Below are 14,461 nucleotides of genomic sequence, written 5' to 3'. Positions count from 1 at the left end.
CGGGCGTTTGTCTTTCTGGGGTACTCCAGGGCACGATAGCGGAACTGTCCTTCAGAGCGTCCGTCGAGCAGCCATGGCACCCGCCGATTCCCACACTGTGATTGCCCGCCGCTCGGCCATTAGCCGCATGGTGCGCACGATCACGTCGCCGTACTACCGCTATCGCCACGCGAAGGTGCTGCATAGCCTGCGCGTGGGCGTCGCGATGCTGGTGTCGATTCTCGCGACCACCGGTATCAACATTCCTCACGGTATCTGGTCGTCGGTGACCTTGCTGGTGGTGATCGGCGGCTTGCAGCATCACGGCAATATCCGCAAGAAGGCCGCGGACCGGGCGGCAGGGACACTGCTCGGCGCGGCGATCGGACTGCTGCTCATCCTGACGCAGAATCTGACCGGATCGCTACCGCTCACCTATGTGTTGATGTCGATCGTCGCGGCGATCTGTGCGTGGTTCGCTATCGGATCGTCGGGGTATATCGGTCTGCTGACGGCGATCACGATGTGCATCGTCGCGGGTCATGGCGACAATCTGATCGACGTCGGTCTATGGCGCACGCTGAACGTGCTGATCGGCATTGTGATCGCGCTGGCTTTTTCGTTCGCGTTGCCGCTGCACGCAACTTATTCGTGGCGTTACGGGCTCGCCGCCAATCTGCGCGCCTGCGCGCAGATCTACACCCGTTTGCTGGACGGGGAGGCGATCAGCGAGGACGAACAGGTCAAACGCTTCCTCGGGATCAACCAGCGGCTGGTTCAGTTGCGCTCGCTAATGCCTTCGGTGGCGAAAGAGATCGACGTGCCGCAGGCCAAGCTCGAAGAGATCCAGCGGTTGCATCGCTCGGTCCTCAGTTCGCTGGAATTGCTGGCGACCGGCCCGCTGATGCGCGCCGATGCCGCGGCGCGCGCGGCGTATGCACGGGAGTGCGGCGTCGAGGTGCACGCCGTGCGCGGCATTCTGCTGGCGATGGCGCGCGGCCTGCGCTTTGGCCGCGCGACGCATTTTGGCATTCCGGCCGCGTCGCCGCTCGCACCGGCGCGTACCGGCGCGGCGCTTGAATTGCCGCCCGACTTGCAAGGGCCGTATTGGCTCGGGCAGCGGCTTGCTGAACAGGTGGACCGGCTGCGCACGTTGCTGCTGGAGACCGAGTCGAACTGGAACATCGAGCGGCATTCGCGTACTTTGCTGAAGGCTTAGCTTTCACGCGTTGGTCGAGTCGCCCGGCGTGGCGGGCTGAGACAGGCCGTGGCTACATACTGCACGGCTGCTGCATGGTGATGGCGGCCGTGTCGGCAAACCACCGCGGCCGCAACCGACGCCGCCGCCGTGCATGACGCGCTCAGGCATCCGGCAGCGTCACCATCCACGCGAGACCGAAGCGGTCTACCACCATCCCGAAGCCCTTGCTCCAGAAGGTGGCTTGCCACGGCATCGTTACCGAACCGCCGTCGGCCAGCGCGTTGAAATATTTTTCGCCCAATTCGGCGTTGTCTGCCGTCAGGGAGAGGCTGAAGCCGCTGAAGGTAGCCTGGGGATCGCAGTGGCCGTCGGAAGCCATCCAGTTAGTCGAGCCGAGCTTGATCGTGGCGTGCATGATCTTTTCTTCCAGACCGGGCCGCGGCTGGTTCTCCGGGTCGGGGTTGGGCGGCGCGTCCTTGTAGCGCATCAGGAGCAACACCTCGGCGCCAAGCTTCTCGGTGTAGTACTTGAGCGCTTCTTCACAGCGGCCGTTGAAAAATACATAAGGCTGAACGTACATGATCGTCTCCCGGAATAGGGTCAGCGGCGCCGCGCTCCTTCGGCAAATGGCGGCGAGGGAGCGGGCGTGCAGACGATTGTAGTCGTCTGTTGGAGCAGCGATTGTGACATTGTGTCGGCGACGGGCGACGGGCGACGGGCGACGGGCGACGGGCGCTGCGGCGCAGGGCGCCTCCAACTCGCCGGGGTAAACGGCATGCGGCCCTGAACCGGAAAGGTTCAGGGCCGCATGCTTGACCGCGTGTTTAAGCTATACGGCCGCGGGCTTTAACGCAGCGCTTCGATCAGCTTTTCCAGCTTGACGGCGTCTGCGGCGAACGCGCGGATGCCTTCAGCAAGCTTTTCGGTCGCCATGGCTTCGTCGTTGACGAGGAAACGGAACGACGATTCGTCGACCGGCACGCGTTCGATGTCCGCATCCTTGCCCAATTCAGGCGACAGCTTGCGCTCGACCTTCTCCGTGCTCTCCTGAAGCTTTTGCAGCAGATCCGGACTGATGGTCAGCAGATCGCAGCCGGCCAGTTCCAGAACCTGGCCCGGGGTGCGGAAGCTCGCGCCCATCACCTCGGTCTTGTAGCCGAATTTCTTGTAGTACGCGTAAATGCGGCGCACCGATTTGACGCCCGGATCATTGGCGCCGCCGTCTTTCGCTTCGTCCCACGCGCTACCGGCGTTCTTCTTGTACCAGTCGTAGATGCGGCCGACGAACGGCGAAATCAGTTGCGCGCCCGCTTCGGCACAGGCGGCGGCCTGTGCGAGCGAAAACAGCAGCGTCATGTTGCAGTGGATGCCTTCCTTCTGCAGCACTTCAGCCGCCCGGACGCCTTCCCATGTGGAGGCCAGCTTGATCAGCACGCGTTCACGGCCGATGCCGTGGTCTTTGTACAGGGCGATCAACTCACGGCCCTTGGCGATCGACGCTTCGGTGTCGAACGACAGGCGCGCGTCCACTTCGGTCGACACACGACCCGGGATGATCTTGAGGATTTCGGTGCCGAACGCGATCAGCAACTGGTCGATGACCGCGCCGACCGGTTTCGACGCGTGCGCTTTCACGGTCTTTTCGAGCAGCGGTTTGTAGTCGTCTTTCTGGACAGCCTTCAGAATCAGCGACGGATTGGTGGTCGCGTCCTGCGGCTTGTACTGGGCAAGCTGCTGGAAGTCGCCGGTATCGGCCACGACGGTGGTGTATTGCTTGAGTTGGTCGAGTGCGGTTGTCATGTTCGAGCCTTCATGGCGCGCGTGCGCCGTGGTTCAGGAGAAATGAGATCGCCGCCGGACGGAACAGGCAAAACCGTTCCGGCGGCCGCGGGTCACGCTGCAGCGTCTGCCCGCCATGTTGCCGGGGAATTTTGACGGAAAGCGCTGCCGGATGCTTCTATTCTATGGCGGATCGCCTGATGCAGTATTGACACTTGGTCCCGGCGATCCGTTCAAACGGATTTCGGGTGGCCGATTTCCGGTGTCGATTTCCGGCGCGGGCTTCTGGCCCCGACTTCCGGCACCGGTTTGCCATCGGCGAATTTTCGCCTGCAAATTTTCTCCGACGAATCAGGCGCGCCGGGCGTTCAGCACCAGTTGCGTCAGCACGCCCGCCACCAGCCCCCAGAACGCCGAGCCGATCGACAGCAGGGTAAGGCCCGAGGCCGTCACCATGAACGTCACCAGCGCCGCCTCGCGCTGCTTCACGTCCTGCATTGAGTTGGCAAGGCCGCTCATGATCGAGCCGAACAGTGCCAACGCCGCGACGGAGACCACCAGTGCCTTCGGCAGGGCGGAGAACAGCGCTGCGATGGTCGCACCGAAAATCCCGGCGATCAGATAGAAAATACCGCACCAGACCGCCGCGGTGTAACGCTTGTCGCGGTTTTCGTGCGCCTCGGGGCCGGTGCAGATCGCCGCCGTAATCGCCGCAAGATTGATGCCGTGCGAGCCGAACGGCGCGAGCAGCAGCGAGGCGATACCCGTCGTCGAAATCAGCGGCGCGGACGGCGTGGTGTAGCCGTCCGCGCGCAGCACGGCGATGCCCGGTACGTTTTGCGACGCCATCGCCACGACGAACAGCGGAATACCGATGCTGATGCTCGCCGCGACCGAAAACGCCGGCATCGTGAACACCGGGTGCGCGAGCGCGACGTGAAAGTGGCTGAAGTCGAGCAGACCGAGGCCGCCGGCCGCGGCCGTGCCGACGATCAGCGTCGTCACGATCGCGTAGCGCGGCGCGAGGCGTTTGACGATCAGGTAGGTGAAGAACATGGTCAGCACGAGCGCGGTCTGGAACTGCGCGGCGCGGAAAATCTCGATGCCGATCTCGAACAGAATGCCCGCCAGCAAAGCCGAGGCGATGCCCGCCGGAATTTTCTTCATCAGCGTATCGAACCAGCCGGTCAGGCCGACCACCGTCAGCAACACCGCGCAGACGATGAACGCGCCGATGGCCTCAGGGTAGGCCACATGCGGCAGCGAAGACACCAGCAGCGCCGCGCCCGGCGTTGACCAGGCAATCACGATGGGCGCGCGAAAGCGCAGCGAGAGGCCGATCGTGCAGACGGCCATGCCGATCGACAGCGCCCAGATCCACGAGGAAATCTGTGCGTCAGTGAGATGCGCGGCCTGACCCGCCTGGAACATCAGCACCAGCGAGCTGGTGTAACCCGTCATCATCGCGACGAAACCGGCGACGATGGTGGACAGCGAGGTGTCGGTGAATGGGTTGAGGCGCCCGGCGTGCGCGCCGGCAGGGGACAAATCGGGCGATGAAGAGGGGCTCATGCAGATGCTTTCTTATAGTTGGGGTGAAAACGTGATCTGTTATTTGCTCAGCGTGCGCATCGCCGTTTCGAGTCCGGCGAGCGTCAGCGGATACATGCGGTGACCGAGTACTTCCCGGATCGCGCTGACCGATTGCCGGTATGCCCACAAACCTTCCGGTTCCGGATTCAGCCACGCATGATGCGGGAAATGATCGGCAAGCCGGCGCAGCCACACGGCGCCGGCTTCGGCGTTGTTGTATTCAACCGAGCCGCCCGGTTGCAGCACCTCATACGGACTCATGGTCGCATCGCCAACGAAGATCAGCTTGTAGTCGGGCGTGAACTTGTGCAACACGTCCCACGTTGGCATGCGTTCGGCGTGACGGCGGCGATTGTTCTTCCACAGGAAGTCGTACACGCAGTTGTGGAAGTAATAGAACTCGAGATGCTTGAATTCGGCCTTGGCGGCGGAAAAGAGCTCTTCGGTGCGCTTGATGTGATCGTCCATCGAGCCGCCGACGTCGAGCAGCATCAGCACTTTCACCTTGTTGTGCCGCTCCGGCACCATCTTCAGGTCGAGCCAGCCGGCGTTTGCGGCGGTGCTGCGGATCGTGTCCGGCAGATCGAGTTCTTCGGCCGCGCCTTCGCGAGCGAAACGGCGCAAGCGGCGCAGCGCGATCTTGATGTTCCGTGTGCCGATTTCTACCTGATCGTCGTAATCGCGATAGGCGCGCGCCTCCCACACCTTCACCGCGGTGCGATTGCCCGCCGCGTCGCCGCCGATGCGCACACCCTCAGGGTTATAGCCACCGTTGCCGAACGGCGAGGTGCCGCCCGTGCCAATCCATTTGTTGCCGCCTTCGTGGCGCTCCTTCTGCTCATCGAACAGTTCCTTCAGGCGTTCCATCAGCTTGTCGAGCCCGCCCATCGCTTCGATCTGCGCTTTTTCTTCGGGCGAGAGATCGCGTTGCAGCTTCTTCTTCAGCCAGTCGAGCGGGACGTCGAAGGCGAGCTCCGAGGCTTGTGCGATGCCATTGAAATACGCGCCGAACGCCTGGTCGAACTTGTCGAAATACTGTTCGTCTTTGACCAGCGTGATGCGCGCGAGATAGTAGAACTCGTCGAGCGACGGCGCGATCACATTGGCTTTCAGCGCCTCGAGCAGCGTCAGGTATTCCTTCACCGACACCGGCAGTTTGGCGGCGCGCAGCGAGTAGAAGAAGTCGATCAGCATGCTGTGTCCTTCGCGGCTGAGGGGCGGCGCGGGGCGCGCATCAGCCGGGTATCAACGCGTTTCAACGGTGTTTCAGCGGTTATTGCGGTTCATGAAGATCAGCCGTTCGAACAGGCTCACGTCCTGTTCGTTCTTCAGGAGCGCGCCGTGCAGCGGCGGGATGATCTGCTTCTGGTCGGACGAGCGCAGCGCTTCGGGCGGAATGTCTTCGGCGAGCAGCAGCTTCAGCCAGTCGAGCAGTTCCGAGGTGGACGGCTTCTTTTTCAGACCTGCGACGTTGCGCAACTCGAAGAAGCTCTGCATGGCAGCGGCGAGCAGTTCCTTCTTGATGCCGGGGTAGTGCACCTCGACGATCTGCTGCATCGTCACCGGCTCGGGGAATTTGATGTAGTGGAAAAAGCAGCGGCGCAGGAACGCGTCGGGCAGTTCCTTCTCGTTGTTCGACGTGATGATCACGAGCGGGCGCTGTTTCGCGCGGATCAGCTCGTGGGTCTCGTACACGTAGAACTCCATGCGGTCGAGTTCGCGCAGCAGGTCGTTCGGGAATTCGATGTCGGCCTTGTCGATCTCGTCGATCAGGAGCACCGTTTGCTCGTCCGACTCGAACGCCTGCCACAACACGCCCTTCACGATGTAGTTGCGGATGTCCTTGACGCGCTCGTCGCCGAGTTGCGAATCGCGCAGGCGCGACACCGCGTCGTATTCGTACAGGCCTTGCTGGGCCTTGGTGGTGGACTTGATATGCCATTGCAACAGCGGCATGCCGAGCGCGGCGGCGACCTCTTCGGCGAGCATGGTTTTGCCCGTGCCGGGTTCGCCCTTGATGAGCAGCGGGCGCTTCAGCGTCATCGCGGCGTTGACCGCGAGCTTGAGGTCGTCGGTGGCGACGTACTGCGATGAGCCTTCAAAACGCATGGCGAGATGCTCTTTTTTGGGAAAAAACCCAGTATAAGTCAGAAGGCCTGTTGCGCTGAAACGGGCTCGCGTAAGGTGTGACCCGCGGTGTCGGACGACGAGATGAGCGCGCATCCGGCACGTGCGAGTGCCCCGTACGCTCGCCTGGCGTGCCCGGTGGGCGGGCGCGCCAGGCGTCGCGGGCAAGACGGGCGAAGCGCAACGGGCGGCACAAAGCCATGCGGAACCGGCGCGGCGGAGCAAAAGCGGCGCTAGTCGTGGCTTTGCGGCGCTCGGATGCGCCGCGGCCCCGCGCTGTGGACGTTCGGCGCGGCGTCGCGGTACAATTAGCCCGATTTTTTTGGCCTGCGTGGCTACCCTATAAGAAGAACGGCGCGGGTCGTTGCCTTTTTTGGGCGCCCGTTCCCCTCAAGCCAGGTTACATGCTATGAATAAATTCGTCGGCAAACACGTCGTGATCGCAGCGCTGTCGGTGCTCGCGGGCTATGCGGCCAGTGCGCAGGCAGCGGATGTCGTCGGCAACCCGAAGGTGGGTCAAGGCAAGGTCGCGATGTGTATTGGCTGCCACGGCATCCCTGAATACCGCACGGCTTACCCTGAGGTCTACCGCGTGCCGATGCTCGGCGGCCAGAATCAGGCGTACCTCGAGAACGCCATGCATGGCTACAAGAAGGGCGACCGCCACTTCGAAACGATGCACGCGATCACCGCGTCGCTGTCGGATCAGGACATCGCCGACATCGCTGCCTACTACGCAGCGCAAAATTCCTCTTCGAAGAGCAATCCCGACAAGTGATCGGCTGCGATCATCCATCCAGTCACTCGGTTACTTATATTCGCGGGATAGGAGAATTCATGAATAAGCCCCAACAGGCACTCCACACGGTGTTCAAGGCTGCATGCGCGTCGGCGGCACTGATCGGTCTGGTTGCAGCGAACGGCGCGTACGCCGCTGACGCCGGCAACGGCAAGGTGCTGGCAGACAGCCACAACTGCGCGGCTTGCCACGGCGTCAACCTGAACAAGCCGGTGAGCCCGGAATATCCGAAGCTCGCGGGTCAGCATGCTGACTACGTCTACTGGGCGCTGCGCCAGTACCAGATGGGCAACGGCAACCCGCACCTCGGTCGCAACAACGCGATCATGCAGGCGCAGGTGCAAAGCCTGTCGCCGAGCGACATGAAGGACCTCGCGGCCTATGTCGAATCGCTGAACGGCGATCTGGTGCAAAAGAAGTAACAGCGTCGCGCTGTTTTTGCGTTGTTTTCGAATTGAACGACACCCCGCTTCGGCGGGGTGTTGTGCTTTTGGGGTCAGTCGCGCGTGGCGCGCCGCTCGATACGCTGCAAATAGGCGTCGGTGTCCGGCGGGGTGCCGGTGCGCTGTGCTTCCCAGATGGTTTCGCCGAGGCAGTCCATGATCGCGTGCTGCGCCTCGTGGGTCGAGCCAAGCCGGGCTGCGAGCCGCTCGTGCGCCGCGCGGATGCCCGGCGGCTGGTCGATCGACAACTGTTCGGTGATCGCCAGATGCATCGACAGATGCAGGAACGGGTTGGTCTGGCCGCGTTCGGGCGAGTAGTCCTGCGTCTGAGCGGCTTCCGGGTTGGTTAGATCGGCGTGATATTCCGGATGCTCGACGATCCAGTCGGCTGCGATCGCTTCGAGCGGCGTCAGAATCTCGCCTTGACGCTGCTTGCGCCAGGTGTCGGTGAAAAATTGGCGGACTTCGTCGCGGCTGGGATTGAACATCGTGGGAGCGGTACGGTTAGTGTGGGGCGGGTTTGAAGGGTGTGATTTTACGCCGGGGCAGGGCGGCTTGCTGGCGCCGCGTCAATGGACCGAAGGGTTCGGAGGGCGTGGGCGCAGCTGGTGGATGCGGCGTAGGCGATGCACGAAGACGCCACGGCGATGCCGAGTCCTCTCGCGCACGCGCCAAACCCTGCCGCCCTCAAAGATCTGGCGGCGGCGTCTTGGGCCGAAATTCGCACAGTGGCTCGATCACGCAATGCCAGCATTCCGGCCGGCGCGCCTTGCACACATAACGGCCGTGCAGAATCAGCCAGTGGTGGGCGTCCTGCTTGAACTCGGCGGGCGTGAATTTCTCCAGCGCCGCTTCGACCGCGCGCACGTCTTTGCCAGGCGCGAGCCCAGTTCGATTCGCAACCCGAAAGATGTGTGTATCGACCGCGATAGTCGGATGACCGAACGCCGTGTTCAGGATCACGTTCGCCGTTTTACGGCCGACTCCTGGCAAGCTCTCGAGCGCTTCACGATCCTCCGGCACTTCACCGCCGTACTGGTCGAGCAGAATGCGGCAGGTTGCGATCACATTCTTCGCCTTGGTCCGATACAGGCCAATCGTCCTGATATAGCCGGTAACCCCTTCTTCGCCGAGATCGAAGACCTTCTGCGGCGTGTTCGCAATGGGGAACATCTTGCGCATCGCCTTGTTCACCGACACGTCGGTGGCCTGCGCCGACAGCAGCACGGCAATCAGCAGTTCGAACGGTGTGGTGTACTCGAGTTCGGTCGTGGGATGTGGGTTGAGACTCTGAAGCGTCTCGTAGATGGCGCGGCGTTTGTTCGCGTTCATGCGCAGCGTAGAGTTAAAGGTTAGCGCTTCGTTGGCGGAGTATCGGTGTTGCCCGCGGCGAGTCCGAGACGGCGGCGGCGTGCTTCGGCGGCGTCGATCTGCGCCTGCACGTCGGCGCTGACGCGTTCCGTATTCTGGGGCCCTTGGCCCTTGGCGGCCAACTCTTCTTTCTTCTGACGTGCACGCTCGAGCGCGGCCTGGATGATCGCGCGTTTTTTCGCTTCGGCGTCGTCTGCTGCGGGCTCCGCGGGTGTTGCCTCGGCACTGGTTTCCATTGTTTGAGCGGGCGTGCTGCTGACCGCTCGCCGCGCTGCAGCACGCGCCTCGGCCGCTTCGCGTTCGCGTGCGAGACGGGCCTCACGCCGGTTGTGGCGCTCGCGCGCGGCGTCGGCCTGGCTTTGGCTCCACGCGTCCCAGCCGGTTGCCTCACCCGTGACCGGCGGCATTGCAATGCAGTCGACCGGGCAGGGGGGCACGCACAGGTCGCAACCGGTGCAGAGCTCGGTAATCACCGTGTGCATCTGTTTCGGTGCGCCAACTATTGCATCGACCGGACAGGCCTGCATGCACAGCGTGCAGCCGATGCAAACCTGTTCGTCGATAACCGCCAACGGACGCGGTCTTTCGACGCCGTTGGCGGAATTGAGCGGAATCACCGGTTTGCCGAGCAGTGCGGCGAGGCGCGCGATGCCTTCGACGCCACCCGGCGGGCACTGGTTGTAGTCAGCTTCGCCATTGGCGACGGCTTCGGCATAGGGACGGCACGCCGGATAGCCGCACTTTGTGCATTGCGTTTGGGGCAGCAGATCCTCGATGAGGTCTGCGAGTGTTTTGGAGTCGATCACGGTCACAACGTTAGGGCTTGCCTTGCGGCCGCGTAGCTTGAACTAAATAGCACATTATCGCCGATTTCCCCAATTGCCATCCGCAATCCATGTGCCATAATCGAAGCGCTTTTTCGAAAGACCGCATAAGGGTGTTCCCCCAACCAGCCCGTTCAGTGCTGTCGGTGCAAGGCCCGAGGAGAGGCCGGCGGCGCGATCCGGATAACGCGGCTCACGAAGACGATGCCACCATGAATCAGCCGAAAATCAAAAGAGATCCTGAAGGCACGCGGCGCCGCATTCTGCTTGCGGCGGCCGAAGAGTTTGCAAATGGAGGGTTATTCGGCGCACGCGTCGATCAGATCGCCCGCCGCGCGGAAACTAATGAACGCATGCTCTATTACTACTTCGGTAGCAAGGAGCAACTTTTCACTGCGGTACTCGAGCACGCATTCAGCGCGCTCAATGAAGCGGAACGAACGCTCGAACTGAATGGTGTCGCGCCGGTCGAGGCTGTTACGCGCCTTGCGCATTTTGTTTGGGATTACTACCGCGATCATCCCGAGTTACTGCGTCTCGTTAACAACGAGAATCTGCATGAGGCACGCTACATGCAGAAGTCGACGCGCATCCGGGAAATGATCTCGCCGATCGTCGCCACGCTCGGCGGCATTCTCGAACGTGGCCAACGCGCGGGGCTGTTTCGCACCAACGTCGATCCGTTGCGCTTTTACGTGACGCTGTCCGGCATGGGCTATTACATCGTGTCGAACCGTTTCACGCTCGAAGCGACACTTGGTCGCGATTTCAGCACTGCGAGCGAACGAAGTGAAGTTGTCCAGATGAACACTGAGTTGCTGCTTGCGTATCTGTTGCGGAAGTAAGCCGCTGCACGGCTGCGCATAAAGGGCAAAAGAAGCGTCACAAGCAGCGTCAGAAACGACAACGGCCTCTGAAGAAGAGGCCGTTGTTCATATCTGCGCGCGCGGTGCTCAGGCTTCGACTTTTTCCTTCGTTACCTTGGGCGCCTTGTTGTGCTCGAGGATGAAGTCGCGCAGTTGCGGATAGATGATGGTGCGCCAGCGGCGGCCCGAGAAAATGCCATAGTGGCCGCATTTTTCCGCGGTGAAGTGACGCTTGTCCTTCTCCGGAATGCCGGTGCACAGATCATGTGCCGCGAACGTCTGACCGTCACCGGAGATATCGTCCAGCTCGCCTTCGATCGTGAAGAGCGCGGTCTTCTTGATGTCCTGCGGACGCACCCGTTCGCCCGCGACGTCCCACGTGCCGTCGGCGAGACTGAACTCCTGGAACACCACGCGAATCGTGTCGAGGTAATAGTCCGCGTCCATGTCGAGTACGGCGTTGTACTCGTCGTAGAAGCGGCGATGTGCTTCCGCGTCGTCTTCGTCGCCGCGCAGGAGGCTCTGATAGAAATCCCAGTGCGAAGCCGCGTGACGTTCCGGGTTCATCGCGACGAAACCCGTGTGTTGCAGGAAGCCCGGGTAAACCTTACGGCCCACACCCGGATAGTTCGGCGGCACCGTGAAGATCACGTTGTTTTCGAACCATTCATACGAGTGCTGGGTGGCCAGCGAGTTGACCGAGGTCGGGCTCTTGCGTGCGTCAATCGGGCCACCCATCATCGTCATGGTGCGCGGCGTGTCTTCGCCGCGGCTTGCCATCAGCGAAATGGCGGCGAGCACCGGTACGGTGGGCTGACACACCGAGATCACGTGCAGATTCTTCGCGCCGATGTGGCGGATGAATTCCTGAATGTAGGCGACGTAATCGTCGAGATGAAACTCGCCTTCTTCGAGCGGCACCATGCGTGCGTCGATCCAGTCGGTCAGGTAGACCTTGTGGTCTTGCAGCAACGTACGCACGGTATCGCGCAGCAGCGTGGCGTGGTGGCCCGACAACGGCGCGCACACCAGCACGACCGGCTCATCTTTCAATTGGGTGACAGCGTCGCTGTCGTCTGCGAAGCGCTTGAAGCGCATCAGGCGGCAAAACGGTTTTTCGATGATCGTTTGTTCGATGATCGGAATGTTATGACCGTCTTTGACAATCTGATGGAGGTTGAACTCGGGCTTTTCGTAATCTTTGCCGAGCCGGTAGAGCAGTTCGTAACCGGCTGAAAGGCGTGTGGCACCGGGCACGTAGGCCAAGGGGCTTGCCGGATTCGCGAATGATTTCGACGCGGCCTGGGCCCAGGCGGTAAGAGGGCTCAACATCGCCCGCTGGAATTCGTGCAATTGGTAGAGCATGGGTGCTCCGTTTAGGCGGTTCGCATGGGGCTTGGCAAACACGCGTGTGGCGTTGCGGCAGGCCGTATTGGTTGTGGGCGCATTGATTTTCGGCCAACAATCTGATCGATGATACTGAACAAAGCGTACTTGTGCAATGCAGCAATTTGCGCGCGGGCTGCGCGCAAACTGTCATTGAATCATGGTACTGACGATGCTGCCGCGCCGCTATCGGGGGTTGCCGCAGCCTCAAGTTCTTCTGCCATGGTGCCGTTATGCGGCGGCTGCCCGGTCGCCTGGGCCATTGCCTGTTCGTGCTTCATCAGGTTCAGGCCGGTGTGCACCAGCGCCACATGCGAAAACGCTTGCGGGAAGTTGCCAACCAGGCGCTTTGCAGCCGGATCGTACTCTTCCGCGAGCAGACCGACGTCGTTGCAGAGGCCGAGCAGCCGTTCGTACATGGCGATGGCTTCATCCATGCGGCCTTGCAACGCGAGGTTGTCCACCATCCAGAACGAACAGGCGAGGAAGGTGCCTTCGCCGGGGGGCAGGCCGTCGTCGTATTCGGTAGTGCGGTAGCGCATCACGAAGCCGCCGTGCATCAAGTCCTTTTCGATCGCCGCCACCGTGCCTTTGACGCGCGGATCGTCCGGTGGCAGGAATCCGACCAATGGCAGCAGCAGCACGCTCGCGTCGAGCTGATCGCTGCCGTAGAACTGGGAGAACGCGTTGAGCGCCGGATTCCATGCCTTCGCGCAGACTTCCGCATGGATTTTCGCGCGGGTTGCGCGCCATTCATCAAGTGGGCCCTCAAGCTTGAACATTTCGGCTGACTGAATGGCGCGGTCGTAGGCCACCCACGCCATCACCTTCGAAAAAGTGAAGTGCTGGCGGCCGCCGCGTGTTTCCCAAATGCCTTCGTCCGGCTCCTCCCAGATCGTGTCGAGGTGGCCGAGCAACGCGCGCTGCACGTTCCACGCGGTGTCGTCCGCCTGCAGGCCGCCGACGCGCGCGAGATGCAGCGCGTTCATCACTTCGCCATAGACGTCGAGCTGGCGCTGTCCGACCGCGTTGTTGCCGATTCGCACGGGTTTGGCGTCCTGATAGCCTGGCAGCCAGTCGATTTCGAACTCGGGCAGGCGCCGCTCGCCAGCGATCCCATACATGATCTGCAACTGATCCGGTGCGCCGGCCATCACCCGGCCGAGCCAGGTGCGCCACGCGCGTGCTTCGTCGTAATAGCCGCCGCGCATCATCGCGAGCAGCGTGATGGTGGCGTCGCGCAGCCAGCAGTAGCGGTAGTCCCAGTTGCGTGTGCCGCCCAGTTGTTCCGGCAATGACGTGGTGGGCGCGGCGACGATGCCGCCGGTCGGCTCGTAGGCGAGCGCCTTCAGCGTAATCAGCGAGCGGCGGATTTGCGCGGCCCATTTGCCTTCGACGGTGCTGCGCGCGGACCATTCGAGCCAATGGTTCTCGGTGCGTGCGAGCGACGTATGCGGATCGCGTCCTGGCGGAATACGCAGATGCGAGGCCGCATAAGCCAGCGAAAACGGCACGCGCTCGCCTTCGCTCACGGTGAATTCCGCGACGGTTTTCATGTTCTCGCCGCGCAAGTCGACCGGCGTGCGCAGCACCGCGGTGTCTGGGCCGACGATCGCCTTGATACCGCTGTCGTGCTTCAGGCGATCGACCCACGGAATCGAAAAACCATAGTCGAAGCGCAGCACGAGCTCCATCTGCATGCGCACCGTGCCGCGTTTGCCGACCACGAGCCGCACCATCTCCGACCAGCCGTTGCCCGGCGGCATGAAGTCGATCAGCGTGACCGCGCCTTCTGGCGTTTCGAAGTCGGTCTCCAGGATCAGCGTCTCGCCACGATAACGGCGCGTAATTTTGGGTGGCGTATCCGAGACCGGCGAGATCAGCCAGCGGCCGTTGTCGGGCGTGCCGAGCAGGGCGGCAAAGCAGGCGCCGGAGTCGAAGCGCGGCCAGCAGAGCCAGTCGACGGAACCGTCTCGGGAGATGAGCGCGGCCGTGTGGCCGTCGCCGATGAGCGCATAGTCTTCGATGAGTGCGGGCATGGAGGAGCGTGTCAGTGTTACGCGAGGCGAAGACCGCCGCGCGTCGGGTCGTTG

The 14,461-nt window shown here is 62.3% G+C and carries 14 protein-coding genes; 4 read left to right on the top strand and 10 right to left on the bottom strand.

Annotation, left to right across the window (positions count from 1 at the left end; genetic code table 11):
- Nucleotides 1–73 precede the first annotated feature (73 nt).
- Nucleotides 74–1,198 carry an FUSC family protein gene (locus PQR40_RS33300; protein WP_408239979.1) on the top strand — a complete coding sequence of 375 codons (1,125 nt, stop codon included), beginning with the start codon at nt 74–76 and terminating at the stop codon, nt 1,196–1,198.
- A 142-nt stretch (nt 1,199–1,340) separates the two neighbouring features.
- On the opposite strand, the gene PQR40_RS33295 is transcribed toward PQR40_RS33300, so the two are convergent.
- The 5 genes from PQR40_RS33295 to PQR40_RS33275 form a co-directional block, all read right to left on the bottom strand.
- On the bottom strand, nt 1,341–1,760 hold the full coding sequence (locus tag PQR40_RS33295; protein WP_408239982.1) for a VOC family protein: 420 nt from the start codon (nt 1,758–1,760) through the stop codon (nt 1,341–1,343).
- A gap of 266 nt (nt 1,761–2,026) precedes the next feature.
- Nucleotides 2,027–2,980, bottom strand: a complete 954-nt coding sequence (gene tal, locus PQR40_RS33290) for a transaldolase (protein WP_408213746.1) — start codon at nt 2,978–2,980, stop codon at nt 2,027–2,029.
- Nucleotides 2,981–3,310: 330 nt separating this feature from the next.
- Nucleotides 3,311–4,531, bottom strand: coding sequence for a benzoate/H(+) symporter BenE family transporter (locus tag PQR40_RS33285; RefSeq protein ID WP_408239988.1), 1,221 nt, complete (start codon nt 4,529–4,531; stop codon nt 3,311–3,313).
- A 39-nt stretch (nt 4,532–4,570) separates the two neighbouring features.
- Nucleotides 4,571–5,746, bottom strand: coding sequence for a vWA domain-containing protein (locus PQR40_RS33280; RefSeq protein WP_408239991.1), 1,176 nt, complete (start codon nt 5,744–5,746; stop codon nt 4,571–4,573).
- 72 nt (nt 5,747–5,818) lie between these two features.
- A complete protein-coding gene (locus PQR40_RS33275) occupies nt 5,819–6,661 on the bottom strand; it encodes an AAA family ATPase (protein WP_370710504.1) in 843 nt (280 codons plus the stop codon).
- A 427-nt stretch (nt 6,662–7,088) separates the two neighbouring features.
- Between PQR40_RS33275 and PQR40_RS33270 the strand changes: the two genes are divergently transcribed.
- Both PQR40_RS33270 and PQR40_RS33265 read left to right on the top strand, forming a co-directional pair.
- Nucleotides 7,089–7,457 (top strand): c-type cytochrome, encoded by a 369-nt coding sequence (locus PQR40_RS33270; RefSeq protein ID WP_408213738.1) that lies wholly within the window; start codon nt 7,089–7,091, stop codon nt 7,455–7,457.
- Nucleotides 7,458–7,516: 59 nt separating this feature from the next.
- Nucleotides 7,517–7,900, top strand: a complete 384-nt coding sequence (locus PQR40_RS33265; protein ID WP_408213735.1) for a c-type cytochrome — start codon at nt 7,517–7,519, stop codon at nt 7,898–7,900.
- A 74-nt stretch (nt 7,901–7,974) separates the two neighbouring features.
- On the opposite strand, the gene PQR40_RS33260 is transcribed toward PQR40_RS33265, so the two are convergent.
- The 3 genes from PQR40_RS33260 to rsxB all read right to left on the bottom strand — a co-directional run bounded on the left by PQR40_RS33260 (nt 7,975) and on the right by rsxB (nt 10,098).
- Nucleotides 7,975–8,409 carry a DUF1841 family protein gene (locus PQR40_RS33260; RefSeq protein WP_408213732.1) on the bottom strand — a complete coding sequence of 145 codons (435 nt, stop codon included), beginning with the start codon at nt 8,407–8,409 and terminating at the stop codon, nt 7,975–7,977.
- Between the two features lie 199 nt (nt 8,410–8,608).
- Nucleotides 8,609–9,253, bottom strand: a complete 645-nt coding sequence (gene nth, locus PQR40_RS33255; RefSeq protein ID WP_408239994.1) for an endonuclease III — start codon at nt 9,251–9,253, stop codon at nt 8,609–8,611.
- Nucleotides 9,254–9,273: 20 nt separating this feature from the next.
- The gene (gene rsxB / locus PQR40_RS33250) at nt 9,274–10,098 is read right to left on the bottom strand and encodes an electron transport complex subunit RsxB (protein WP_408239997.1); all 825 of its coding nucleotides are present in this window, start codon (nt 10,096–10,098) and stop codon (nt 9,274–9,276) included.
- A gap of 230 nt (nt 10,099–10,328) precedes the next feature.
- Between rsxB and PQR40_RS33245 the strand changes: the two genes are divergently transcribed.
- Nucleotides 10,329–10,961, top strand: a complete 633-nt coding sequence (locus PQR40_RS33245; protein WP_408240000.1) for a TetR/AcrR family transcriptional regulator — start codon at nt 10,329–10,331, stop codon at nt 10,959–10,961.
- Between the two features lie 108 nt (nt 10,962–11,069).
- Here the strand turns inward: PQR40_RS33245 and PQR40_RS33240 are convergent, their stop codons facing one another.
- Nucleotides 11,070–12,347: a polyhydroxyalkanoate depolymerase gene (locus PQR40_RS33240; protein WP_408240003.1), complete on the bottom strand. Its 1,278-nt coding sequence runs from the start codon at nt 12,345–12,347 to the stop codon at nt 11,070–11,072.
- A gap of 179 nt (nt 12,348–12,526) precedes the next feature.
- Nucleotides 12,527–14,407, bottom strand: coding sequence for a glycoside hydrolase family 15 protein (locus tag PQR40_RS33235; RefSeq protein ID WP_408510725.1), 1,881 nt, complete (start codon nt 14,405–14,407; stop codon nt 12,527–12,529).
- Nucleotides 14,408–14,461 lie beyond the last annotated feature (54 nt).

This window comes from Paraburkholderia sediminicola, assembly GCF_046026855.1.
In the GTDB taxonomy this organism is placed as follows: Bacteria; Pseudomonadota; Gammaproteobacteria; order Burkholderiales; family Burkholderiaceae; genus Paraburkholderia; species Paraburkholderia sediminicola_A.
Note: the sequence above shows the minus strand (reverse complement) of the source record. Positions and strands in the feature narration are given on the sequence as shown.

What these genes read in the sequence shown, in the direction of transcription:
- tal (WP_408213746.1), bottom strand. Translation starts at nt 2,980, where the DNA reads ATGACAACCGCACTCGACCAACTCAAGCAATACACCACCGTCGTGGCC.
- PQR40_RS33265 (WP_408213735.1), top strand. Translation starts at nt 7,517, where the DNA reads ATGAATAAGCCCCAACAGGCACTCCACACGGTGTTCAAGGCTGCATGC.
- PQR40_RS33295 (WP_408239982.1), bottom strand. Translation starts at nt 1,760, where the DNA reads ATGTACGTTCAGCCTTATGTATTTTTCAACGGCCGCTGTGAAGAAGCG.
- PQR40_RS33270 (WP_408213738.1), top strand. Translation starts at nt 7,089, where the DNA reads ATGAATAAATTCGTCGGCAAACACGTCGTGATCGCAGCGCTGTCGGTG.
- PQR40_RS33300 (WP_408239979.1), top strand. Translation starts at nt 74, where the DNA reads ATGGCACCCGCCGATTCCCACACTGTGATTGCCCGCCGCTCGGCCATT.
- PQR40_RS33285 (WP_408239988.1), bottom strand. Translation starts at nt 4,531, where the DNA reads ATGAGCCCCTCTTCATCGCCCGATTTGTCCCCTGCCGGCGCGCACGCC.
- PQR40_RS33245 (WP_408240000.1), top strand. Translation starts at nt 10,329, where the DNA reads ATGAATCAGCCGAAAATCAAAAGAGATCCTGAAGGCACGCGGCGCCGC.
- PQR40_RS33235 (WP_408510725.1), bottom strand. Translation starts at nt 14,407, where the DNA reads ATGCCCGCACTCATCGAAGACTATGCGCTCATCGGCGACGGCCACACG.
- PQR40_RS33275 (WP_370710504.1), bottom strand. Translation starts at nt 6,661, where the DNA reads ATGCGTTTTGAAGGCTCATCGCAGTACGTCGCCACCGACGACCTCAAG.
- PQR40_RS33260 (WP_408213732.1), bottom strand. Translation starts at nt 8,409, where the DNA reads ATGTTCAATCCCAGCCGCGACGAAGTCCGCCAATTTTTCACCGACACC.
- PQR40_RS33280 (WP_408239991.1), bottom strand. Translation starts at nt 5,746, where the DNA reads ATGCTGATCGACTTCTTCTACTCGCTGCGCGCCGCCAAACTGCCGGTG.
- PQR40_RS33240 (WP_408240003.1), bottom strand. Translation starts at nt 12,347, where the DNA reads ATGCTCTACCAATTGCACGAATTCCAGCGGGCGATGTTGAGCCCTCTT.
- nth (WP_408239994.1), bottom strand. Translation starts at nt 9,253, where the DNA reads ATGAACGCGAACAAACGCCGCGCCATCTACGAGACGCTTCAGAGTCTC.